The organism is Phaeobacter gallaeciensis (assembly GCF_001678945.1).
Taxonomy (GTDB): Bacteria; Pseudomonadota; Alphaproteobacteria; order Rhodobacterales; family Rhodobacteraceae; genus Phycobacter; species Phycobacter gallaeciensis_A.
Genome location: NZ_CP015124.1, coordinates 2045245 through 2066237, shown reverse-complemented (window position 1 = coordinate 2066237; position 20993 = coordinate 2045245). Strand labels below are relative to the sequence as shown.

Here is a 20993-nt window from a genome sequence, read left to right as displayed (position 1 = left end):
GATGGGTGCGCAGGGTCTCCCGCAGCGGCGGGTGGCTCTTCCTTTTCCACAGTCAGGGCTTATCTAAGGGTCATGAAACAGATTGCACTTGTCGCGGCGCTGATCCTGTGTGCCCCTGCTGCCTGGGCGGCAGAGAAGCTGAGCCTGTCGGAACTGTCGGCTTACCTGAACGCCATGACCACGGCCGAAGCCAGTTTTACCCAGATCAACGATGATGGCACGCTGTCCACTGGCAAGCTGTATATCCATCGGCCGGGCCGGATGCGGTTCGAATATGATGGCGAAAATGGCGCCACGGTGGTGGCCGGGGCCGGGTCGGTGGTGATCCACGATCCGAAATCGAACCAGCCGCCGGAGACTTATCCGCTGAAGCGTACGCCGCTGTCGATCATCCTGGCCAAAACTGTGGATCTGGGACAGGCCGATATGGTTGTGGGCCATCAGTTCGACGGAACGACAACGATCCTTCAGGCGCAGGACCCGGAGAACCCCGAATACGGCGGGCTGGAGCTGATGTTCACCGATGACCCGGTCGAATTGCGCAAATGGGTTGTGCATGACAGCGCCGGGGGCCGCACGACGGTGGTTCTGGGCGCTCTGGAAACCGGGGGCAAGCTATCCTCCTTCCTCTTCACCACGGGCGCAGGCAGCGGATCCCGCTGACTACTGTAGAGTCTGACCTCGGCAGCCGGTAGGCCGTCAATCATACAGCTGAATGCTCCCGCCCCCGCAGGTGCCCGGGCTTTGCCCGAACCCCTTGGCGGTGTTGGGCCGGGCGCCACGCCAAGGCGTGGCGCGCTCGGTGATATCTGAACATTCCGTGGAACACTGGCGCCCGTGGCGCGGGTCGCACCGCCGTCAGGCGGTGCCGGGCCCAACGGGGGAGGGCCTTCGCAGAAGGGTTCGAGACTGGCGGGAGTGCCCCCTAAGCGTTTCCCTGGGGCAGCCCGGACGGGAACCAATTCGTTGTGGCACGTGCCCGGAGGGTCAGCGGAACTTACGGCAGGTGGCCAGTTGCGCCTGATACATCAAGGAGCGAGATTCCACCTTGCTCGCCACCCGCATCAGCCAGGATTTCGCACGGTAGCTGCCGCGGGCATAGCCGCTGTGCCCTTCGTGATAGGCAAGATACTGATTGCGGGCATCATAAAGCGCGATGCCGTTCTTTTCGCGGCTCTTGTTCATGTACCAGCCCATGAAATCCGCGGCATCCTTGATCCGGTCGCGCTTGGCCCGACGGCGTCCTGTGTCGCGCCGGTAATCGTCCCAGGTGCCGTCCAGGGCTTGGCTGTAGCCATAGGCGCTGGACTGGCGGCCCATCGGGATGACGCCCAGAAGATAGTTGTGCGGCGTGCGGGCATCGCCGTCAAAACGGCTCTCGTGATAGATTGTGGCCATCTGCACGTGCACTGGAACACCCCAGCGCCGTTCGGTCGCGCGGAAGGCTTTCAGGTATTCAGGCCGCTGTTTGATAATGCTGCAGGCATTATCAAGATTGCGCGGCGGGGACTTGTACCCACCCCCACAGGAGGCAACCGCCAACAGGAGGATCAGGGCGACGATGATTCTGCTCATTGCCTCTGCCTTTTTTATTTTGGCGGCAGTCTAGCGAATTGCGCCTGTGGATGAAATCACAATTCCAGAAGCAGGGACAGCAGGAGAGGCAGAGCTGCAACGGACATCAGCGTGGAAACCACCACCATGCCAGCAACCGCCTGCGCATCGGCTTCGAATTTTTCGGCCAGCAGGTAAGAAGTCACCGCCACGGGCGTTGCCAGCTGCAGCACCAGAACGCCGAATGCCGTGTAATCGAGCCCGAATGCCAGCCCCAGCCCCCAGCCGATGGCCGCGCTGAGCGTGACCTTGATCAGCGACAGTAACACGGCAAGCCCGGTCTTGCCCGGTGTCAGCCGCGCTACCGCAACGCCAAGGGTGATCAGCATCAGTGGAATTGCCATTTGCCCGATCAGATCCAGCGCATTGGTCAGGAATTGCGGCGTCTGCCAGCCCTGCCACAGAAAGAGTGCCCCCAGAAGCGTGGCCCAGACCATCGGTTCACGCAGCGCCTTGCCGCCGCCGCCTTCACCGGCGACCAGATAGATGCCAAAGGTGAAGGACAGCACTGCAGAAACCGCGAGCATCGCTACCGCATAGCCAAGGCCCGCCTCGCCAAAGGCAAAGAGCGACAGCGGAATGCCAAGGTTGCCGGTATTGCCGAAAATGAAGGGCGCCAGATAGCTGCGCCGCTCCAGCTGCATCACGCGCACCAGTGCTGCGCCTGCCAATGCCAGCAGCGCATGCCCGGCAAGGGCAGCCAGCACGAACCAGCCGATCGCGGCCTTGTCCAGCTCGGTTTTCATCAGCGCCGTGAAGATCAGGCAGGGCACCGCCAGCGTCATGGCCAGACGGGTAACAAATTGAATCCGATACTCAAATCCAAGCCGCACCCAAGCGAACCCGACCCCGGCAAGCAGGAAGACGGGGGCCACGATTTCAAGCACTGTCAGAGCAAGGTTCACAGTCTGTTTCCTCGAAAATTTGCCTCAAGAGTTGGACATCTGCCGCGCATCCGCGTTAGTAACAAAAGACGGGGGCAGCAAGACCATGTTGAGAACGCGCGCAAAATATAACCTGGGCCAGGTCGTCCGCCACCGGAAGCATCCCTTCCGCGGGGTGGTGTTTGACGTCGATCCAGCCTTTGCAAATACCGAGGAATGGTACGAATCCATTCCCGAAGAAAGCAGGCCGGTGAAGGATCAACCCTTCTATCATCTGCTGGCCGAAAACGATCAGACCTATTACGTGGCCTATGTGTCCGAGCAGAATCTGGTTGCGGACTATTCCGGTGAACCGATCAGCCATCCGGATCTGTCGGAAATGTTCGGCAAATTCGACGGCGCGGCCTATTCCCTGCAATACCAGCTGAACTGATCGCCGGATCGCGTCCGGTGCCCCGCTGCGCCTTTGCTGCAGCGAAGCACCGGTGATGCCCGATCAGTAGCCGAGCGCGCAGCCATCCTTGCGCGGATCGCTGGCGCCTTCCAGCAGATCGCCATCGTGGATGCGAATGCCCTGCGAGCCGCCAATCGCGGTTTCGGGGATCTCCACCTTGTGGCCCATCTCGGTCAGCTCCTGACGCACCTTGTCGGAATAGCCACGCTCGACCTTCATGACACCTGCGTCCGAGAAGCTACGCGGTGCGTCCATGGCGGCCTGCGGCTCCATGCCGAAATCGGTAAGGTTTGAGACGAAACGCGCGTGGCCATTGGGCTGATAGGCACCGCCCATCACACCGAAAGGCATCGTCACACGCCCGTTCTGGCGCAGCATTCCGGGGATGATCGTATGCATCGGCCGTTTGCCTCCGCCCAATTCGTTGGCGTGGCCTTCTTCCAGGGTGAAACCGGCGCCCCGGTTCTGCAGCAGGATGCCGAATTTGTCCGAGGCGATGCCCGAGCCAAAGCCGTGGAAGATCGAGTAGATCAGCGACACGGCCATGCGGTCCTTGTCGACCACGGTGATATAGATCGTATCCTTGTGCACGGCCTCGCTCAGCGGGGCGGCGGCGGCCATGGCGCGTTTCGGATCGATCAGTGCGGCCAGTTTGGCCGCGGTTTCGGGCGCCAGCATGTGGTCCAGCCGGGTGGTGTGATCGGCATCGGCGATGAAGCGGTTGCGGGCATCATAGGCCAGCTTGGCGGCTTCGGCCTCGATATGGGCGCGTTCGGCGCCAAAGGGGTCCATGCCCGCGATGTCGAAATGTTTCAGGATATTCAGCATCAGGATGGCGGTCGCACCCTGACCGTTCGGCGGATGCTCGACCAGATCGGTGCCTTTGTAATCGCCGGAAACCGGCGTCACCGACATGCAGGCGGTAGCGGCGAAATCATCAACCGTGTGCACGCCGCCAAGCGCGTTGAGCGCGGCAACCATGTCTTCGGCGATTTCACCGGTGTAAAAGGCATCGCGACCGTCCTTGGCGATCCGGCGCAGAACTTCGGCCTGGCCCGGGGCGCGGAAGATCTGCCCAACGGTCGGGACCTTGCCCCCGATAAGATAGCTGTCGCGGGCCGCGCCCTGCAGGGTGTCCGCGTCATTGGCCCAGTCAAAGGCAACACGCGGCGCTACCGGAACGCCGGTTTCGGCATAGTGGATTGCGGGGGACAGGATCGCATCAAGGCCCAGTTTGCCTTCGGTCTGCGACAGGTGGCAAAAGGCGTCGATGGCGCCCGGCACGGTAACCGCATGCGGGCTGCGCAGCGGCACGGCGCTCAGCCCTTCGGCGCGCAGATCTGCGGCATTGGCGGCGGCAGGTGCCCGGCCGGACCCGTTCAGCGCGTGAATTTCATCGCTGCCAGGACGGGTATAAAGCACAAAGCAATCGCCGCCGATCCCGGTCATCTGCGGCTCGCAAATGCCGAGCAGAACCGCCCCAGCGATGGCCGCATCCATGGCGTTGCCGCCGCGTTTCAGAATGTCGATGGCGGCACCGGCCGCAAGGGGGTGCGATGTGGCGCAGATACCGTTCTGTGCAAAGACCGCAGAGCGTCCGGGTTGTTGAAAATCGCGCATATGCCTCTCCCTCTTGACTAGCAGCGAAACACTAGTGGCTTCGCCGCCGAAGGCAATGCGAAAGGCATCCATGCTTGTCGCGTCTTCGGCGCATCAAAAGACGGCCATTGCCGGTAGCGGTGCAAAACCGGGGCTGAGATTTCCATGCATGCAGTGGAAGGGGAGAGGATGTTCCCCGGCGCAACATGCACGATGGGGGCAGTGGAACGTAGCGCCAGGGACAGCTATCAAAAGCTTATGATGTAACAGAAAGCACACTTTACAGGCGATTTAGGGGTAAATATGTGGCGCAATTGCGGCGAAGTCCGGAGCCACCCCTTCGGCGCACTCGGCGTGCTATTGGCAGGACGCTTTAGAAAATACGGGTTTGGAGCAATAAAAGCTCTGCCGCTGGTACAGCGACAGGTCGGTACCAGATCAAAACAGGGGGCAGGTAACGGGGGTCAGGCCCGGGTCACCTGAATTTCGAAACACAAGGACAGCTGGTTGTTGCCGGCGCTGCGTTCATAGTGGATGTCGCTTGTCAGCTCCCGGATCAGAAACCAGCCAAAGCCACCTTCGGGGAGATCTTCCGGCGCCACATCCAGATTTGCAGGCTTGCCTTCGGGCAGTTCGCCTTCGGGGAAGGGGGCTCCGGCATCGGTGATATTGATCCACAGACGCTCAGGTTCCAGGGAACAGCGGATCCGCACGTCTCCCGGGGTCTTGCCCGCATAAGCGTGCTCGACCACATTGTTCACGGCTTCGGCCAGCGCGATCTGGACTTCATCGACCCGCAACTCGGGGATGCCCAGTCCGCGCAGCCGTTTCACAACCTGCGTAATGCCGGACCGGGCATCAAGCTCTGTTGCCGTGAACGAGCAGGCAAAGGTTTCAACCATTCGTTTCTCGCTTTGCGCGGAGGATCATATACGGAATCACGTGCCGACTTTGGGTTCAGACATCGCTTCGGTCAGCGAGCCATATAGATCGAAAATCGTGTCCATCCGGGTGAGGCGGAAAACCTTTTCCACCATCGGGGTCGGGCCAGCCAGATCAAGGCGGCGACCGCTGCCAAGCTGTTTCATGGCTGCGACAATGGCGCCAAGACCGCTGGAATCGATGAACTGGACCTCGGACAGGTCCAGGATCACGCGGTCGGGTCCGCTTTCGGTGGCAGAGCGCATGTCTTCCTTGAACCGAATCGCGATGGCCGCGTCGATCCGCTCCGCATTCACTGTGACGATCTGCGCACCGTCCGTTACCGTACTGGATAAGCTCATGTTTGTTCCCCGAGGGTCTCTCTGTACTTCACACTGACTCTAGACCTCAAACCTTAGCATTCTGTATGGATAATTTCGACGATTGGAGGAAAATTTCATGAAACACGTTGTAATTGCCGGAGCGGCGCGCACCCCCATGGGTGGGTTCCAGGGCGTTTTCGATGGCGTGACTGCTGCCGAACTGGGTGGCGCCGCGATCAAGGCAGCGCTCGCCGGGGCCGGAACCGACACCGTCGATGAGGTTCTGATGGGCTGCGTTCTGCCCGCGGGGCAGGGGCAGGCGCCCGCGCGGCAAGCTGGTTTTGCAGGCGGTCTGGGCGAAGAGGTCCCGGCCACGACGCTCAACAAGATGTGCGGATCGGGCATGAAGGCGGCGATGATTGCCTTTGATCAGATCGCTCTTGGTCACACCGACACGATGATCGCGGGCGGTATGGAGAGCATGAGCAATGCGCCCTATCTGTTGCCCAAGATGCGCGGGGGTGCGCGGATCGGTCACGGGCAGGTCATCGACCACATGTTCCTCGATGGTCTGGAGGATGCCTATGACAAGGGGCGCCTGATGGGCACCTTCGCCGAGGATTGCGCCGAGAAGTTCCAGTTCACCCGCGAAGCGCAGGATCAATACGCGCTGGCCTCGTTGTCGAACGCGCTCGACGCCGAACGCACCGGTGCTTTTGCGGATGAGATCACCTCGGTCACGCTGCACACCCGCAGTGGTGAACAGGTCATTACCACCGATGAGCAACCCCAGTCGGCCCGCCCGGAAAAGATTCCGAACCTGAAACCGGCCTTCCGCAAGGATGGCACTGTGACCGCAGCGAATGCCTCGTCGATTTCGGACGGGGCGGCGGCGCTGGTGCTGGCCTCGGAAGAGGCGGCAGAAGCAAAGGGTCTGACGGTGCGGGCGCGGATCATGGGCCACGCCAGCCACGCGCAGGCACCAGGATGGTTCACCACCGCACCGGTTCCGGCGGCCCAGAAACTGCTGAAACAGATCGGCTGGTCGGTCGAGGATGTGGATCTGTGGGAAGTGAACGAGGCTTTTGCGGTCGTGCCCATGGCCTTCATGCACGAGCTGGGCATTTCCCGCGACAAGGTGAATGTGAACGGCGGCGCCTGCGCGCTGGGTCACCCGATCGGTGCCTCCGGTGCGCGGATCATGGTGACGCTGCTGAATGCGCTGGAAAAACGCGGGCTGAAACGCGGTGTTGCGGCGATCTGCATCGGTGGCGGCGAAGGCACCGCCATCGCTATCGAACGGGTCTAATCGCGGATCAGTGAGTGAAGGGCAGAGGGGGCGACCTCTCTGCCCTTTTATGTGCCTGCAGCCTGCCGTGGCTTGCGCGGTTGCCCTCTCCTCCGCAGAGTAGCCCTGTCTCCGCCGTGAATTCTGGCGGGGTGCAGGTGATTTCAGTGCGGGGGATTTCCAATGAAGAAAGTGAAGTTGATCTGGGCCTTGCTGCGGGTGCTGCTGCCCGAGAGCGCGGTGCGCCTGCTTTATGGCGGGGCCTTGCCTGTGGTCGATGGGCGGCAGGCCAACCCCAAGGCGCAGGCGGTTGCGGATCTGGTTGGTCTGGTGCGCGATCCCGCAGCCCAGCCGACGGTCCAGGAAAGCCGAGTGCAACTGGCCGGTTTTGTGGAAAAATTCGATGCCCCCTGCCGGGAACCGGTTACGCGAAACGATATGACCCTGCCGGGCGGCGATGGTCCCCGGCCTGCGCGTGTCTATGTCCCCGGCGGATGCGACGGGGCGCAGAGCTTTCCGACGCTGATCTACCTGCATGGTGGTGGCTGGATACAGGGCAGTATCGACACCCATGATGCGCTCTGTGCGAAACTGGCGGCGCGGGCCGGGGTGCGGGTGGTTTCAGTCAGCTACCGTTTGGCACCGAAACATCCCTTTCCGGCGGCGGCGCAGGATGTGCTGGCCGCCTATCTGGCCTTGCTAGAGCGGGCGGAGGATCTTGGCATCGATCCGGCGCGCATTGCTGTCGGGGGCGACAGCGCGGGGGCGAATCTGACGGCCAGCCTGATGCACAGCCTGTCCGAGGCGGGCAAACCTCTGCCCCGGGCGCAGCTCTTGATCTATCCGGCTGTGGATGCGCGGCTCACCTCGGCCTCGGTGCAGGCCTTGCAGGATCACCCGCTGCTGTCGCTGCCGCGGATGCAGTGGTACATGGATCAGTATATTCCCCAAGGTCAGGACCGTCTGGCGCCCGAGATATCGCCGCTGATGTCGACCCATCTGGCCGGGCAGCCGCAGGGATTCGTGCTGGTGGCGGGGCATGATCCCCTGTGGGACGATGGCCTGTCCTATGCGGCAGCACTGGAGAAGGCAGGCGTGCCCGTCACGGTGAAGCAGTATCCGGGGCAGATCCACGGCTTCCTGAACCTGACCAAGGTGATCCCGCAGGCGGATGAAGCCATATTCGATGCCGCAGAGTGGTTGCGGGGCGCGCTGAACACCGCCGCGTGAAGGGGGCCTTGCGTCGGCTGCGCCCGCGCGGGATACAGCAGCACCAGAACAGACAGACCCGGGAGCCGACCAGATGAGCCTCGATTACACCACTTTGGCAAAGACCATCGCCGCCCTGACCGAGGGCGAAACCGATGAGGTCGCCCTGATGGCCACCGTCGCCTGCGAGGTGCATCACAGCGATGACCGGTTTGACTGGACCGGGTTTTATCGCGTGGTGGCGCCCGAGCTGCTGAAAATCGGCCCCTACCAGGGCGGACACGGCTGTCTGCAGATCCCGTTCTCGCGCGGCGTTTGCGGCGCGGCGGCGCGCAGCGGAGAAGTGCAGCTGGTGCCGGATGTCGAGGCCTTCCCCGGCCATATCGCCTGTGCCTCCTCCACCAGGTCTGAACTGGTGCTGCCTGTCTGGAACAAGGCGGGCGAGGTGATCGGCGTCTTTGACATCGACAGCGACCAGCCCGATGCCTTCACCCAGGAAGATGCGGATCAGCTGGGAACCATCCTCAAACAGGTCTTTGCCGCCTGACAGGCTTTCTGCGGCTTTCGTGAAAAAATGCTTTGAAATTTCACGCAATGTGAGGCAGCGTGAAAAAGAGGTTTATTTTTTCACGAAGCGGAACCGGCATTGAGTGATCTATCCCCGCAGACAGCGACCCTTGGCGCGGATATTCGCGCCCTGCGCAAGGCGCGCGGGCTAACGCTGTCCGATATCGCGGCGCGGCTGAACCGGTCGGTGGGCTGGCTCAGCCAGGTTGAGCGGGACCTGTCCGAACCGTCGATTTCCGATCTGCGCCAGATCGCGCAATGTCTGGGCGTGCCCATGTCCATGCTGTTTGCCCATTCCAACGTGCCTGCGGACGAACAGGGCTATGTGGTGCGCGCAGGTGCCCGCCGCCCGATGGGATCGGGCGAAGAAGGTCTGATCGAGGAGCTGCTGTCGCCGGATCTGACCGATGATTTCGAGATGGTGCATTCCACCTTTGCACCGCAGTCCCGCATGCAGACCCCGGCCAACCGCCCCACGCAAGAGGTTGGCTACATGATCTCGGGGCAGCTGGATCTGGTGATCGGCGGGCATGCCTTTACCGTCGGTCCCGGTGACAGTTTCCGCATCCGCCACGAACCCTACCAATGGGCCAACCCCTATGACGCGCCCGCCGTGGCGGTCTGGGTCATTGCCCCGCCCGTTTATTGATGAGCAAAGGCGCCTTCATATCAATTCTGGTTGCGGGATTTTTGGTGTTCTGGATCTTTGGAATGGTTACGTCACTGGCTTCGAGTTCTTGCGTCAATGGGCTGACAACGCCGGAGCGAACTGACAAGGCGTGTTGGCTAAGTGAACACGGGTTGGCGGTGCACTGGAGAATTGGACAGCCAAGAAAGCCGAGTGATGCCCGCTTGTTCATAGGATATGCGGTGGCGAGCCTACGTGCGGGAGATATGGACCGAGCCGAAGAGAAGTTTCGGATCGCCTATGAGTGGGGCAGCAAGTCGCGGCGCAAGATTGAACTGAAGTCCGGCTACAAGATCCCCGACGCTCTGCTCAACGCGGTTGCGCGCATCCACATGGATCAGGTGCCAAAAGAGGCAAGGGCCATGTGGTGGGAGATCGTCTCGGAAAACGATCCTGATCTGGTGACGGCATTTGTAGCGCACGTGACGGCGGCGCAGGAAGAGGACACATTATGAGTTTTGAAGCCTGGACCCTGTTTGCCCTGTTCTGGGTGGTCTTTGTCACCACGCCCGGCCCCAATGCAGTGAATTGCATTTCGAACGGCATGACGCTGGGCCTGCCCAAGGCGATGCTGGGGGTGCTGGCGATCCTGACGCAGGCCAGCGCCTTTCTGATCCTGTCGGCGCTGGGGGTGACGGCGCTGATCGCGGCCTCGCCCACCGGGTTCTTCGTGGCCAAGGTGATCGGGGCGGGCTTTCTGATCTTTCTGGGCGTGCGTGGCTGGATCAACGCAACGCGCCCTACGCCCGCAGTGGAACGCCCTGCACGCCATGTTTACCTGCACGCGCTGGCGGTCGCCACGATCAACCCCAAAAGCGTTGCCGGATACCTTGCCGCCTTTTCCCAGTTCGTGCAGCCCGGTGTGCCGATCTGGGAGCAGATGTCGGTGATCATGCCCACGGCACTGGTGCTGACGACGCTCAGCTATACGGGGTTCACCCTATTGGGTGTGTTGATGGGCAAGGCGGCGCTGAAGGCGGTGTTCAACGTCTGGATCCGCCGCCTGCTGGCGGTCTGCTTCATCGTCTATGGCGTGCTACTGGGGGCCAGCAGCACACCGCAGTTGGAGGGCGTGCAATGATCCGGGGATCCTGCCTGTGCGGTGATATCCGCTTTGAAACCGCCGCCGCGCCGCAAGGACCGTCGATGTGCCATTGCAGCCAGTGCCGCAAGCAATCGGGCGGTGTCTGGGCTTCGGCCTATGTGCCGGAAACCGAGTTGATCCTTCACGGCCCGGTCAGCTGGTACGCGGCCAGCGTGGGCGCCGAACGAGGCTTTTGCGTGCGCTGTGGCTCCTTTCTGTTCTGGAAGGCCCATGACGAGGACACGATCAGCTTTGCCCTTGGCGCGGTCGAGGACCCCAGCGGGCTGAAGATCGAAAAGCACATCTTTTGCGCCAGCAAGGGCGATTACTACGAGATCGCCGACGGGCTGCCGCAGAAACCATAACACCCGCAGCAACAGGGAGCGGATATGTCTGATTTTCCATCAAAGGCCCGCGTGGTCATCATTGGCGGCGGCGTTGTCGGCTGCTCGTCACTGTATCATCTGGCCAAACGCGGCTGGAGCGATTGCGTGCTGCTGGAAAAGAATGAGCTGACCGCGGGATCGACCTGGCACGCGGCAGGCAATGTGCCGACCTTTTCGACCTCCTGGTCGATCATGAACATGCAGCGCTACTCGACCGAGCTTTATGCTCGCCTCGGCGAAGAGGTCGACTACCCAATGAACTATCACCAGACCGGATCAATCCGTCTGGCGCACACCAAGGAACGCATGCAGGAGTTCGAGCGTGCCGCCGCCATGGGCCGTTATCAGGGCATGGGGATGGAGATCCTGACTCCGGAAGAGGCTAAGGCGCGCTATCCCTTCCTGGAAACCCACGATCTGGCGGGCGCTCTGTATGATCCCAATGACGGTGACATCGACCCGGCGCAGGTGACGCAGGCCCTGGCCAAGGGCGCGCGCGATCTGGGCGCCAAGATCCTGCGGTTCTGCCCGGCGACAGGCGTCACGCAGACAGACGATGGCTGGATCGTTCACACCGACAAGGGCGACATCGCTTGCGATTACGTGGTGAATGCGGCGGGCTATTACGCGCAGCGGGTGGGGGAATGGTTCAAACCTTACGGCGGGCGCACCGTGCCGATGATGGTGATGAGCCACCAATACCTTCTCTCCGAGGAAATCCCCGAGATCGAGGCCCATACCAAGGAGACCGGTAAGAAACTGCCGCTCCTGCGCGATGTGGATGTTTCCTACTACCTGCGGCAGGAAAAACATGGTTTCAACCTTGGCCCCTATGAGCCGAACTGCCGCGCCCATTGGGATACCGACGCCGATCCCATGCCCGAGGATTTCTCCTTTCAGCTGTGGAACGACGATTTGGACCGGATCGAGGAAATCGTCACCGACGCCATGGAGCGGGTGCCTGCGCTGGCGACCTCGGGCGTGTCCCGTGTAATCAACGGGCCGATCCCCTATGCACCCGACGGGCTGCCGCTGCTTGGCCCCATGCCGGGCGTGAAGAACGCCTTTGAGGCCTGCGTCTTTACCTTTGGCATCGCGCAGGGCGGCGGCGCGGGCAAGGTGCTGGCGGAATGGATTGTCGATGGGCAGACCGAATGGGACATGTGGTCCTGCGATCCGCGCCGCTACACCGATTACACCGACCACCAGTACTGCGTCGACAAGGGAATGGAGGTCTACGGCCACGAATACGCCATGCACTTCCCGCGCCACGAATGGCCTGCCGGACGCGACCGGAAACTGTCGCCGGTTCATGAGCGGGTCAAGGCGCTGGGCGGTCAAATGGGCGCCTATAACGGCTGGGAGCGTGCCAACTGGTTCGCGAAAGACGGCGATGACACCTCCGAGGAAGCCACCCGGACCTGGGGCCGTTCCGGTCCCTGGGAGGCGCGCATCCGCGAGGAATGCGAGGCGGTGCGCGATCATTGTGGTGTGCTCGATCTGCCCGGATTTTCCCGGTTCGAGGTCAAGGGACCCGGCGCGCGCGACTGGCTCTTGGGCAAGATCACCGGCGGCCTGCCCGGACCGGGGCGTATGGGGCTGGCCTATTTCACCGATCCCCGCGGCCGTATCCTGACCGAGATGAGCGTGATGTGGCACGGCGAGGATCACTATATGCTGATCACCGCCGCCACGGCGCAATGGCACGATTACGATGTGCTCGCCCATGACCTGCCGGAATGGATCACCCTCAGCGACCGGACGAAAGATTTCTCGACCCTGATCGTCACTGGCCCCGCCGCGCGCGAGATCTTCACCGTCATCGGGACCGAGGCGGATCTGTCGCTGCCGTGGCTTTCAGTGCAGAGCGCGCGGGTTTCCGGGCGCGACTGCGGGTTGGCGCGGGTGTCCTTTGCCGGGGAGTTGGGCTGGGAAATCCACGCCGCGCCAGATGATATTCCCGCGCTTTATGAGGCGGTTCTGGAGGCAGGCGCGAAACCCTTTGGCATGTACGCGTTGAATTCCCTGCGGATCGAGAAGGGGTACCGCGCGTGGAAGGGCGACCTCTCCACTGACTATTCGGCCATCGAAGGGGGCCTCGACCGGTTCATTCGACTGAACAAGCCGCATGATTTCCCCGGCAAGGCGGTACTGGCGGCAGAGGCGCAGGATGGCCCGGCCAAACGGTTTGTCACTCTGATTGTCGAGGCGGGTGAGGCGGACGCGCCCTATATGTCCTGCATCTGGAAGGATGGCGAGATCGTGGGCGAGACCACCTCGGGCGATTGGGGATACCGCGTCGGCGCCTCTGTCGCGCTGGGCATGGTGCGCAGTGATCTGGCCACGCCCGGCACCGAGTTGGAGGTGGAGATCTACGGACAAATGCACCGGGCCGTGGTCCAGAAGGATGAACCGCTCTGGGATCCGGAAAACGCGCGCCTGCGGGCCTAACGTCCTGTTTGAATGAGGGTACACGGAGTGGATCAGAAGGGTTCGGATCTGAAAGAGGCCTCGCAAGGCTGGCATTTCGACATTCTGGTCTGCGATGGGTTCGTACTGACGGAAATGGCCGCAGTCACCGACACGCTGCGCATTGCCAACCGGGTGCTGGCGCGCCCTCTGTTCGACTGGACGGTGCGCTCTGCCTCTGGCGGGCAGATCACCTGCCGGTCGGGGTTGAGTGTCGAAACCCAGTGTTTCGCCGCGAAGCCAGAGGCCGATTTTGCCTTTGTCCTTGGCAATTCCGATCCGGCGCATCCGGGCCTGTCGCTGGGCCGGGTGGTCCAGAGCTACACCAGCCGCGGCGCGCAGGTCTATCTGCTGGCCGAAGCCGCCGCCCGCCATATCCGCAGCCAGTCCGGCGGGGCGGGGGCGCACACCACCCATTGGGAGAACTCGGACCTGCTGCGTGAACAGCTTGGGCTGGATCTTGGTGCCCATGCGCTGGCCCGTCAGGACGGTCCGGTGGTGACCTGCGCCGGGATGGGCGCCACCACCGATGTGGTTCTGGCCCTGGTCGGGCAGCTGACCTCGGCGGCGGCGCAGGTCACGGTGGCCAATATCCTGCTGCACGACCACATCCGCGATTTCGCCTCGCTGCAACCCTTTGCGGGTCATGCGCCGACCACATCGGGCGACCGGGATCTGGACGATTGCATCCGCCTGATGCAGACCAATATCGAGGAGCCGATGCCGATCCGCAGTATCGTCACCGAACTGGGCCTGTCCAACCGCTCGTTGGAGCGCAAGTTCCGGACGTTTTTCGGAACCACGCCCAACGGGTTCTATCGGGAAATGCGGCTCAGCAAGGCGAACAACCTGCTGCTGAACACCACGCTCAGCGTGCGTGAGATTGGCCTTGCCTGCGGGTTTCCCAACGGGTTTTCCTCGCTCTACAAATCCGTTTTCGGGATCACCCCCTTTGCCCTGCGCAAACAGCGCCGCACCCGCCCGGAGTCTGAAACCGCCCACAGTGCGCATTCTGGGGCGCCAAGGCCGGTTTGAAAAAACGGGCCGGGGATAAGACGTTCCCGCGTTTGACGTTTTTGATGCATTTTCTGACGTAAGTCTGTGCCACTCTGATCCGTAAATCGGTTCGGAGAGCATGAGATGAGCGATCTTCCAAAGTCGGCCCGCGTGGTCATCATCGGCGGCGGCGTGGTGGGCTGTTCGGTGGCCTATCACCTGACGAAACTCGGCTGGCAGGATGTGGTCCTGCTGGAGCGCAAACAGCTGACCTCTGGCACCACATGGCATGCGGCCGGGCTGATCGGGCAGCTGCGGGCATCCTCCAACATGACGAAGCTGGCGCGCTATTCCGCCGATCTGTACCTTGGGCTGGAGGAAGAAACCGGCGTTGCCACCGGTATGCGGCAGGTGGGGTCAATCTCGGTCGCGCTGACCGATGAACGGCTGGAGGAGCTGTACCGAAATGCCGCCATGGCGCGGGCTTTTGGCGTGCCGGTCGAGGAGCTCTCCCCGGCAGAAGTGAAAGCGCGCTACGACCATATCAACCTCGATGGCGTCACCGGTGGTGTCTGGCTGCCGACCGACGGTCAGGCGGATCCGGGGAATATCGCGCTCGCCCTGGCCAAGGGTGCCCGCCAGCGCGGTGCGCTGGTCAAGGAGAGGATCAAGGTCACCGGCATTGCCCGCGAAGGACGGCGGGTGATGGGAGTGGACTGGGTGTCCGATTCAGGCTCTGATACGGGGCATATCGCCTGTGACATGGTGGTGAACTGCGCTGGCATGTGGGGGCATGAAGTGGGCCGCATGGCGGGCGTCAACGTGCCGCTGCACGCCTGCGAGCATTTCTACATCGTCTCGGAACCGATCCAAGGGCTCAGCCAGATGCCGGTGCTGCGGGTGCCGGATGAATGCGCTTATTACAAGGAAGATGCGGGCAAGATCATGCTGGGCGCCTTTGAACCCAAGGCGAAACCCTGGGGGATGAAGGGCATTCCCGACAGTTTCGAATTCGACCAGCTGCCCGAGGATTTCGATCACTTCGAGCCCATCCTGGAGGCCGCCTGCAACCGGATGCCGATGCTGACCGATGCCGGGATTCATACCTTCTTCAACGGGCCCGAAAGCTTTACGCCCGACGATGCCTATCACCTGGGACTGGCGCCCGAGATGGACAACGTCTGGGTCGCTGCGGGGTTCAATTCGATCGGGATCCAGTCGGCGGGCGGTGCGGGCATGGCGCTGGCGCAATGGATGCAGGATGGAGAGAAGCCCTTTGATCTGGGCGATGTGGATATCACCCGCATGCATCCCTTTCAGGGCAACAAACACTACCTGTTCGAACGCTCCAAGGAAACGCTGGGCCTGCTTTATGCGGATCACTTCCCCTATCGGCAAAAGGCAACCGCGCGCGGGGTGCGGCGCTCTCCTTTCCATCACCAACTGACTGAGGCGGGCGCTGTCTTTGGCGAACTGGCGGGCTGGGAGCGCGCCAACTGGTTTGCCGAGGCGGGGCAGGAACGGGAATACCGCTATAGCTGGAAGCGGCAGAACTGGTTCCAGAACTCCGCCGCTGAACACCGTGCGGTGCGCGAAAACGTTGGCATGTACGATATGTCCTCCTTCGGGAAAATCCGTGTGGAAGGACCGGATGCGGAAAGCTTCCTGAACCATATCTGCGGCGCGAACATGTCTGCCCCTGTGGGCAAGATCGTCTATACCCAGTTCCTGAACAGCCGCGGTGGAATCGAGGCGGATGTGACAGTCACACGCCTGTCAGAGACTGTATACTTGGTTGTGACGCCTGCCCTGACCCGGCTGGCGGATGAGACCCGCATGCGGCGGCTGGTCGGGGATTACCGCGTGACCATTACCGATGTGACCGCGGGGGAGGGCGTCCTGGCGGTCATGGGGCCACGCTCGCGCGAGTTGCTGCAGAAGGTCTCTCCCAATGATTTCAGCAACGCGGTGAACCCTTTTGGCACCGCGCAGGAGATCGAGATCGGCATGGGGCTGGCCCGTGCGCATCGGGTCTCTTACGTCGGCGAACTCGGCTGGGAGCTCTATGTTTCGTCCGATATGGCAGGGCACGTTTTCGAGGTGCTGCAGGATGCCGGGCGGGACATGGATCTGAAGCTCTGCGGCATGCATATGATGGACAGCTGCCGGATCGAGAAGGGCTTTCGCCACTTCGGCCATGACATCACCTGCGAGGATCACGTGATCGACGCGGGGCTGGGATTCGCAGTGGATCTGAACAAACCTGATTTCATCGGCAAGGCGGCCGTTGCCGCGCGCAAGGAGAGCGGCCCAAAGGCCCGGATGCTGCAATTCCGCCTGACTGACCCTGAACCGCTGCTTTATCACAACGAACCCCTGCTGCGCGATGGAGAGATCGTCGGCTATCTCTCTTCGGGTGCCTATGGTCATACGTTGGGTGCTGCCATCGGCATGGGCTATGTGCCGTGTGAAGGGGAAAGCGCTGCCGAGGTTCTGGCCTCGTCCTACGAGATCGACGTGATGGGCATCCGGGTGCAGGCAGAGGCTTCGCTGAAACCGATGTATGACCCGAAATCGGAGCGGGTGAAGGTCTGAATCAGGCTTTAATACGGGCTAATTTGTCATACTTCGGTCTGACGAGCCATGCAGGCGATGGTGCGGCGTGATCTGTTTCGTGATCAATTCCTGTGCGTTTTGGGCATTCCCTTCGCCTGCAAAGCTGCCATAAAGGCCGCGTAGGAGAGCTGCCATGACCACCCATACGCGCGAGAACGTCGACACCCCTCAGGGGCTGGCCTTTGCCATTACGGCCTATCTGCTGTGGGGGTTCCTGCCGCTCTACATGAAGGCGGTGTCGCACATTCCGGCGGCCGAGGTGGTGGCCCATCGGGTGATCTGGTCGGTGCCTTTGGCAGGGGCGCTGCTGATCGTTCTGCGCCGCACCGGCGATCTGCGCGCGGCCCTGCGCAGCCCGCGCACCCTGCTGATGGCCTGCATCACGGCGGTGCTGATTTCGGTGAACTGGGGCATCTATGTCTGGTCCATTGCCACGGATCACGCGCTGGATGCAGCACTTGGATATTACATAAACCCCTTGTTTAGTGTCGCATTGGGCGCCCTTTTGTTGGGGGAGCGGCCGAGTCGCACTCAGATGCTGGCGATCGCCTTGGCGGCGGCCGCGGTTGTGGTTCTGACCGTGGAAACCGGAAGCCTGCCCTGGGCTGCTGTCGGTCTGACGTTCAGCTGGGGCTTTTACGCCTTCTTCAAGAAATGGTTGCCGGTCGGCCCCAATCAGGGGTTCCTTCTGGAGGTGCTGATCCTGTCGGTGCCCGCGCTGGCCTATCTGTCCTATCTGACCGCGACAGGCACAGGCAGCTTTGGCATCAGCTGGGGGCAAAGCCTGCTGCTGATGGGGTGCGGCGTGGTGACGGCGGTGCCGCTGATCATCTATGCCAATGGTGCCAAGCTGCTGCGGCTATCGACCATCGGTATCCTGCAATATATCGCGCCGACGCTGATCTTTCTGGTCGCCGTCTTTGTCTTTGGTGAGGAGTTCGGCCACGCCCGCATGATCGCCTTCCCGATGATCTGGGCGGCGCTGGTGATCTATTCCATTCCCCTGATCCGTCAGATGCGGCGCAAGCCGAAGGTGCAGAAGCTTACCTAACTCAGGCTCTGATCAAGGGTTTTCGATCTCTTTCGCCAGCCGGTCCGCCCAAAGCGCATAGGCGCGCGGATTTGGGTGATAGCCATCCTCGGCGGCCAGCGCCGGGTCACTGGGCAATTCAAACGGAAGATGGTGAAACCCGTCGATCTGCCCGGAGAGGTCTGCAAGCCTGCAATCCAACCGCCGTGCCTGACACCCCAGCGCCCAGGCAAGCGGCTGCGGCAGGGCGGGGAAATACTCCATCTGTGGCACCCCACAGACGAGGATTCTTTGCACACCAAAGCGATCCGTTAGAAGCCGTGCCAGATCGCGTTGCTGCCGTTCAAATTGCCCTTGTGGAACGGCTCCGGTCACATCGTTCACTCCCAGCGCCAGTACGGCTACGTCAAAGGGCTGCGCGGGCAGGGCCATCAGCCGCTGCAACGTATCTGCCGTACGATGCCCGGTGGTGGCCTCAAGGCGCCAGTGAACCTGCCACCGGGGCGCCAGCCGCTGCACCAGTTGCCCGGTAAGCGCCTGCTCCTGATGCGCAGCGCCCACACCGGCGGCGGAACTGTCCCCGGCAATCAGCAGCCGTAGCGGCGCACCGGAACCCGCAGTTCCCTGTCGCGCTCCCTCCGGCTCAGGCAGCCGCAAGGCCCGGCGCCGGAGGTGCAGCCCCTGCGCAATCAACAGCGGGAGCAGCGGCAGGCGAAGGATCTGGTCGGCTGCGATCATGGGTTATCTGCCAATATGTGGCTCTAACATGAGGGAATCAGCTGAGTGCCTCACGGAATTTCAGGAAGCGCGCATCGGTCTGCACCCGTGCATTCATCGCATCGCGCAGGGCGCCGACGGATTTATAGGGGCGCATGACCACCTCGAAGACCTCGATCAGCCCGTCATCACCCAGAGTGATCAGATCCACGCCCACGGCGTCGAACTCGCCGATCTTGCACTGGAATTCCAGCGCCCAGTCGTTGCCCTCTCCCATGATCCTGCGATAGCGGAAGTCCGAGAACACTTGCCCCACATGACCCAGCACCGCCGCCACCGGCGCGCGGCCGGTCCAGGTTTTCCAATAGGTGGGGGGCAGGAATTTCACGTCCTCGGACAGCAGCTCTGCGATCAGCGCCTCATCGCCCTTGGCGACGACCTCCTGCATGCGGGTGATGGTTGGATGCATGGTTTCTCTCCCTTTGTTGATGCGATCCTGCCCTTGCGGCGGCGGGCCGGGCAAGACGGACGTGGCGGGAACTTGCTCCGGCGGCAGCAAGGCAGTAGGCAGGCGGCCATGACGGTATCGAGCGATTACACCCCGCCGCAGGACCCGCTGGAGATCCTGCATCATGATGCGCAGATCCTTGCGGTAAACAAACCGGCGGGATTGCTGAGCGTGCCGGGCCGGGGTGAACATCTCGCCGATTGCCTGTTGTCGCGGGTGCAGCTTGCCTTTCCCGAGGCGCTGCTGGTGCATCGGCTGGACCGCGATACCTCGGGGGTGATGGTCTTTGCGCTGACGCCCCATGCGCAGCGGCACCTGTCGATGCAGTTCGAGAAACGCAGCACGCGCAAGGTCTACGTGGCCCGCGTCACCGGGCGGCTGGAGCCAAAGGCGGGCACGGTGGATCTGCCGCTGATCGTCGACTGGCCGAACCGTCCGCGCCAGATGGTCTGCCATGAGACGGGTAAACCTGCGGTGACCGACTGGCGGGTGATGAAATACGGCGAAGGGGAGACCCGAGTGCGGCTGACGCCCAAGACGGGCCGGTCGCACCAGTTGCGGGTGCATATGCTGTCGCTGGGGCACGCCATTCTGGGCGATCCGCTGTATGCTGAAGGCGCGGCGCGGGATTTCCCCCGCATGATGCTGCATTCCGAAGAGCTGCGGATCAAACACCCCGATAGCGAACAGTCGATGAAGTTCCGGGCCAAGGCGCCCTTTTGATCAGGCGTCGATCCGGTGCCAGCTGTCTGGCAGGATATCGGGGTTGGAGAGCTTCGGATCTCCGAACCACTGCGCCGGGCCGGTGACGCGTTTCTCCGGGTTCTGGTTCAGCCAGGCCGCCCACCAGGAAAATGAACTGTTGGCGATGATATTGTGCTGGCACAGGGTCATCAGCCGCATGTCCTCGAAATCGGTGTCTGGGCCGTTGAAATCCACCACCACCTTTTCGCAGGGCAAGGGCAGGTTTTCCTTGGCCCAGTCCGGATCGTCGGAGAAGACAAATACGGTTGGCGTACCCTCCAGCCCCTCCAGAACGCGGGCGAGGGCGGCTTCGTAATAGGCTTGATCGCAAAGCACATGGGCGGCAAGCGCCACGTAATCACCGCGCCGCACGTGCAGTGAGATGGCATTGCTACCTTGGATACGGGCGGCCATGTCGGCGTTCTGCGTGTTGGTGAACTCCGGGAAGCTGAAATCGGCCCGGATGCGGTCGGCGATCGCGGCAAAGTATTTCTCGCTTTGCCAGTAGCCATGCAGATAGCTGTCATCGCCCCAGGTCGCAAAATCGGCGTTGTAGCCAAGGCCGCGTTCGCGCCGGAAAGTTGGAGCGGAGCCAAAGGCGCGCCACAGGGCATAGCGCAGCGGTGCTTCCTTTTTCAGTGGCGGCAGTGGTGCGGGGTCGGTCAGATCGAGATCAAAGACCCGGGTCAACACGCCTTCGCAGCGCCGCACCGCTTCGCGGCTATCGAGAGCGACAGCCACGCCAAGGCGCTCGGCCAGCGCGCGGGCGGCGGCGTATTGAAACATCTGATTGCCAAGGCGGCCGTGCAGGCGGGCGGTGATCATCGCGGCTGTCTGTCCTTGCAAAGGGGAGGATCCGATACCCCTGCATATCGGTGCCGTAGCCACATTGGAAG

The 20993-nt window shown here is 62.2% G+C and carries 22 protein-coding genes; 14 read left to right on the top strand and 8 right to left on the bottom strand.

The features are described 5' to 3' along the window. Positions 1-72: 72 nt before the first annotated feature. Positions 73-663, top strand: coding sequence for a LolA family protein (locus tag JL2886_RS09920; protein WP_065271854.1), 591 nt, complete (start codon positions 73-75; stop codon positions 661-663). A 324-nt stretch (positions 664-987) separates the two neighbouring features. Here the strand turns inward: JL2886_RS09920 and JL2886_RS09915 are convergent, their stop codons facing one another. Together JL2886_RS09915 and JL2886_RS09910 are read right to left on the bottom strand one after the other, a co-directional pair. Beyond that, complete coding sequence (locus tag JL2886_RS09915; RefSeq protein ID WP_065271853.1) at positions 988-1575, bottom strand: lytic transglycosylase; 588 nt, start codon at positions 1573-1575, stop codon at positions 988-990. 56 nt (positions 1576-1631) lie between these two features. After that, positions 1632-2519 (bottom strand): AEC family transporter, encoded by an 888-nt coding sequence (locus JL2886_RS09910; protein ID WP_065271852.1) that lies wholly within the window; start codon positions 2517-2519, stop codon positions 1632-1634. Between the two features lie 85 nt (positions 2520-2604). On the opposite strand from JL2886_RS09910, the gene hspQ reads away from it, so the two are divergent. Then, positions 2605-2931, top strand: a complete 327-nt coding sequence (gene hspQ / locus JL2886_RS09905; RefSeq protein WP_065271851.1) for a heat shock protein HspQ — start codon at positions 2605-2607, stop codon at positions 2929-2931. A 63-nt stretch (positions 2932-2994) separates the two neighbouring features. Here the strand turns inward: hspQ and JL2886_RS09900 are convergent, their stop codons facing one another. The 3 genes from JL2886_RS09900 to JL2886_RS09890 form a co-directional block, all read right to left on the bottom strand. Next, positions 2995-4572: a gamma-glutamyltransferase family protein gene (locus JL2886_RS09900; RefSeq protein ID WP_065273627.1), complete on the bottom strand. Its 1578-nt coding sequence runs from the start codon at positions 4570-4572 to the stop codon at positions 2995-2997. A 443-nt stretch (positions 4573-5015) separates the two neighbouring features. Beyond that, positions 5016-5453, bottom strand: a complete 438-nt coding sequence (locus JL2886_RS09895) for an ATP-binding protein (RefSeq protein ID WP_065271850.1) — start codon at positions 5451-5453, stop codon at positions 5016-5018. Between the two features lie 36 nt (positions 5454-5489). Next, a complete protein-coding gene (locus JL2886_RS09890) occupies positions 5490-5834 on the bottom strand; it encodes an STAS domain-containing protein (protein WP_065271849.1) in 345 nt (114 codons plus the stop codon). 97 nt (positions 5835-5931) lie between these two features. Here JL2886_RS09890 and JL2886_RS09885 point away from each other — a divergent pair, with 97 nt between their 5' ends. The 11 genes from JL2886_RS09885 (at position 5932) to rarD (ending at position 18149) form a co-directional block, all read left to right on the top strand. Continuing rightward, positions 5932-7104, top strand: coding sequence for a thiolase family protein (locus tag JL2886_RS09885; RefSeq protein WP_065273626.1), 1173 nt, complete (start codon positions 5932-5934; stop codon positions 7102-7104). Positions 7105-7266: 162 nt separating this feature from the next. Further along, positions 7267-8313, top strand: a complete 1047-nt coding sequence (locus JL2886_RS09880) for an alpha/beta hydrolase (protein ID WP_065271848.1) — start codon at positions 7267-7269, stop codon at positions 8311-8313. 73 nt (positions 8314-8386) lie between these two features. Continuing rightward, positions 8387-8839: a GAF domain-containing protein gene (locus tag JL2886_RS09875; RefSeq protein ID WP_065271847.1), complete on the top strand. Its 453-nt coding sequence runs from the start codon at positions 8387-8389 to the stop codon at positions 8837-8839. Positions 8840-8938: 99 nt separating this feature from the next. Continuing rightward, positions 8939-9508, top strand: coding sequence for a helix-turn-helix domain-containing protein (locus JL2886_RS09870; protein WP_065271846.1), 570 nt, complete (start codon positions 8939-8941; stop codon positions 9506-9508). Positions 9509-9729: 221 nt separating this feature from the next. Further along, positions 9730-10002, top strand: coding sequence for a hypothetical protein (locus tag JL2886_RS19715; protein ID WP_237028353.1), 273 nt, complete (start codon positions 9730-9732; stop codon positions 10000-10002). Further along, a complete protein-coding gene (locus tag JL2886_RS09860; protein WP_065271844.1) occupies positions 9999-10628 on the top strand; it encodes a LysE family translocator in 630 nt (209 codons plus the stop codon). Before JL2886_RS19715 ends, JL2886_RS09860 begins: the two co-directional genes overlap by 4 nt. Beyond that, a complete protein-coding gene (locus JL2886_RS09855) occupies positions 10625-10996 on the top strand; it encodes a GFA family protein (protein ID WP_065271843.1) in 372 nt (123 codons plus the stop codon). Before JL2886_RS09860 ends, JL2886_RS09855 begins: the two co-directional genes overlap by 4 nt. Positions 10997-11020: 24 nt before the next feature. After that, positions 11021-13468: a GcvT family protein gene (locus JL2886_RS09850; RefSeq protein WP_065271842.1), complete on the top strand. Its 2448-nt coding sequence runs from the start codon at positions 11021-11023 to the stop codon at positions 13466-13468. Between the two features lie 114 nt (positions 13469-13582). Further along, positions 13583-14521, top strand: a complete 939-nt coding sequence (locus JL2886_RS09845) for a GlxA family transcriptional regulator (protein WP_237028458.1) — start codon at positions 13583-13585, stop codon at positions 14519-14521. 105 nt (positions 14522-14626) lie between these two features. After that, positions 14627-17077: a GcvT family protein gene (locus JL2886_RS09840; protein ID WP_065271840.1), complete on the top strand. Its 2451-nt coding sequence runs from the start codon at positions 14627-14629 to the stop codon at positions 17075-17077. Positions 17078-17231: 154 nt separating this feature from the next. After that, positions 17232-18149, top strand: coding sequence for an EamA family transporter RarD (gene rarD, locus JL2886_RS09835; protein WP_065271839.1), 918 nt, complete (start codon positions 17232-17234; stop codon positions 18147-18149). Between the two features lie 12 nt (positions 18150-18161). Here rarD and JL2886_RS09830 read toward each other — a convergent pair whose 3' ends face one another. Further along, positions 18162-18866 carry an SGNH/GDSL hydrolase family protein gene (locus tag JL2886_RS09830; protein ID WP_065271838.1) on the bottom strand — a complete coding sequence of 235 codons (705 nt, stop codon included), beginning with the start codon at positions 18864-18866 and terminating at the stop codon, positions 18162-18164. Between the two features lie 37 nt (positions 18867-18903). After that, positions 18904-19314, bottom strand: coding sequence for a nuclear transport factor 2 family protein (locus JL2886_RS09825; RefSeq protein ID WP_065273625.1), 411 nt, complete (start codon positions 19312-19314; stop codon positions 18904-18906). Positions 19315-19422: 108 nt separating this feature from the next. On the opposite strand from JL2886_RS09825, the gene JL2886_RS09820 reads away from it, so the two are divergent. Then, positions 19423-20076, top strand: a complete 654-nt coding sequence (locus tag JL2886_RS09820) for an RluA family pseudouridine synthase (protein WP_065271837.1) — start codon at positions 19423-19425, stop codon at positions 20074-20076. On the opposite strand, the gene JL2886_RS09815 is transcribed toward JL2886_RS09820, so the two are convergent. Continuing rightward, on the bottom strand, positions 20077-20922 hold the full coding sequence (locus tag JL2886_RS09815) for an alpha-1,2-fucosyltransferase (protein ID WP_065271836.1): 846 nt from the start codon (positions 20920-20922) through the stop codon (positions 20077-20079). Between the last annotated feature and the right edge of the window lie 71 nt (positions 20923-20993).

Excerpts from the sequence above, each read along its gene's own strand:
- rarD (WP_065271839.1), top strand. The coding sequence starts at position 17,232 with ATGACCACCCATACGCGCGAGAACGTCGACACCCCTCAGGGGCTGGCC.
- JL2886_RS09885 (WP_065273626.1), top strand. The coding sequence starts at position 5,932 with ATGAAACACGTTGTAATTGCCGGAGCGGCGCGCACCCCCATGGGTGGG.
- JL2886_RS09880 (WP_065271848.1), top strand. The coding sequence starts at position 7,267 with ATGAAGAAAGTGAAGTTGATCTGGGCCTTGCTGCGGGTGCTGCTGCCC.
- JL2886_RS09815 (WP_065271836.1), bottom strand. The coding sequence starts at position 20,922 with ATGATCACCGCCCGCCTGCACGGCCGCCTTGGCAATCAGATGTTTCAA.
- JL2886_RS09895 (WP_065271850.1), bottom strand. The coding sequence starts at position 5,453 with ATGGTTGAAACCTTTGCCTGCTCGTTCACGGCAACAGAGCTTGATGCC.
- JL2886_RS09830 (WP_065271838.1), bottom strand. The coding sequence starts at position 18,866 with ATGATCGCAGCCGACCAGATCCTTCGCCTGCCGCTGCTCCCGCTGTTG.
- JL2886_RS09915 (WP_065271853.1), bottom strand. The coding sequence starts at position 1,575 with ATGAGCAGAATCATCGTCGCCCTGATCCTCCTGTTGGCGGTTGCCTCC.
- JL2886_RS09860 (WP_065271844.1), top strand. The coding sequence starts at position 9,999 with ATGAGTTTTGAAGCCTGGACCCTGTTTGCCCTGTTCTGGGTGGTCTTT.
- JL2886_RS09875 (WP_065271847.1), top strand. The coding sequence starts at position 8,387 with ATGAGCCTCGATTACACCACTTTGGCAAAGACCATCGCCGCCCTGACC.
- JL2886_RS09890 (WP_065271849.1), bottom strand. The coding sequence starts at position 5,834 with ATGAGCTTATCCAGTACGGTAACGGACGGTGCGCAGATCGTCACAGTG.
- JL2886_RS09845 (WP_237028458.1), top strand. The coding sequence starts at position 13,583 with ATGGCCGCAGTCACCGACACGCTGCGCATTGCCAACCGGGTGCTGGCG.
- JL2886_RS09850 (WP_065271842.1), top strand. The coding sequence starts at position 11,021 with ATGTCTGATTTTCCATCAAAGGCCCGCGTGGTCATCATTGGCGGCGGC.
- JL2886_RS09820 (WP_065271837.1), top strand. The coding sequence starts at position 19,423 with ATGACGGTATCGAGCGATTACACCCCGCCGCAGGACCCGCTGGAGATC.
- JL2886_RS09825 (WP_065273625.1), bottom strand. The coding sequence starts at position 19,314 with ATGCATCCAACCATCACCCGCATGCAGGAGGTCGTCGCCAAGGGCGAT.
- JL2886_RS09900 (WP_065273627.1), bottom strand. The coding sequence starts at position 4,572 with ATGCGCGATTTTCAACAACCCGGACGCTCTGCGGTCTTTGCACAGAAC.
- JL2886_RS09920 (WP_065271854.1), top strand. The coding sequence starts at position 73 with ATGAAACAGATTGCACTTGTCGCGGCGCTGATCCTGTGTGCCCCTGCT.
- hspQ (WP_065271851.1), top strand. The coding sequence starts at position 2,605 with ATGTTGAGAACGCGCGCAAAATATAACCTGGGCCAGGTCGTCCGCCAC.
- JL2886_RS09855 (WP_065271843.1), top strand. The coding sequence starts at position 10,625 with ATGATCCGGGGATCCTGCCTGTGCGGTGATATCCGCTTTGAAACCGCC.
- JL2886_RS09840 (WP_065271840.1), top strand. The coding sequence starts at position 14,627 with ATGAGCGATCTTCCAAAGTCGGCCCGCGTGGTCATCATCGGCGGCGGC.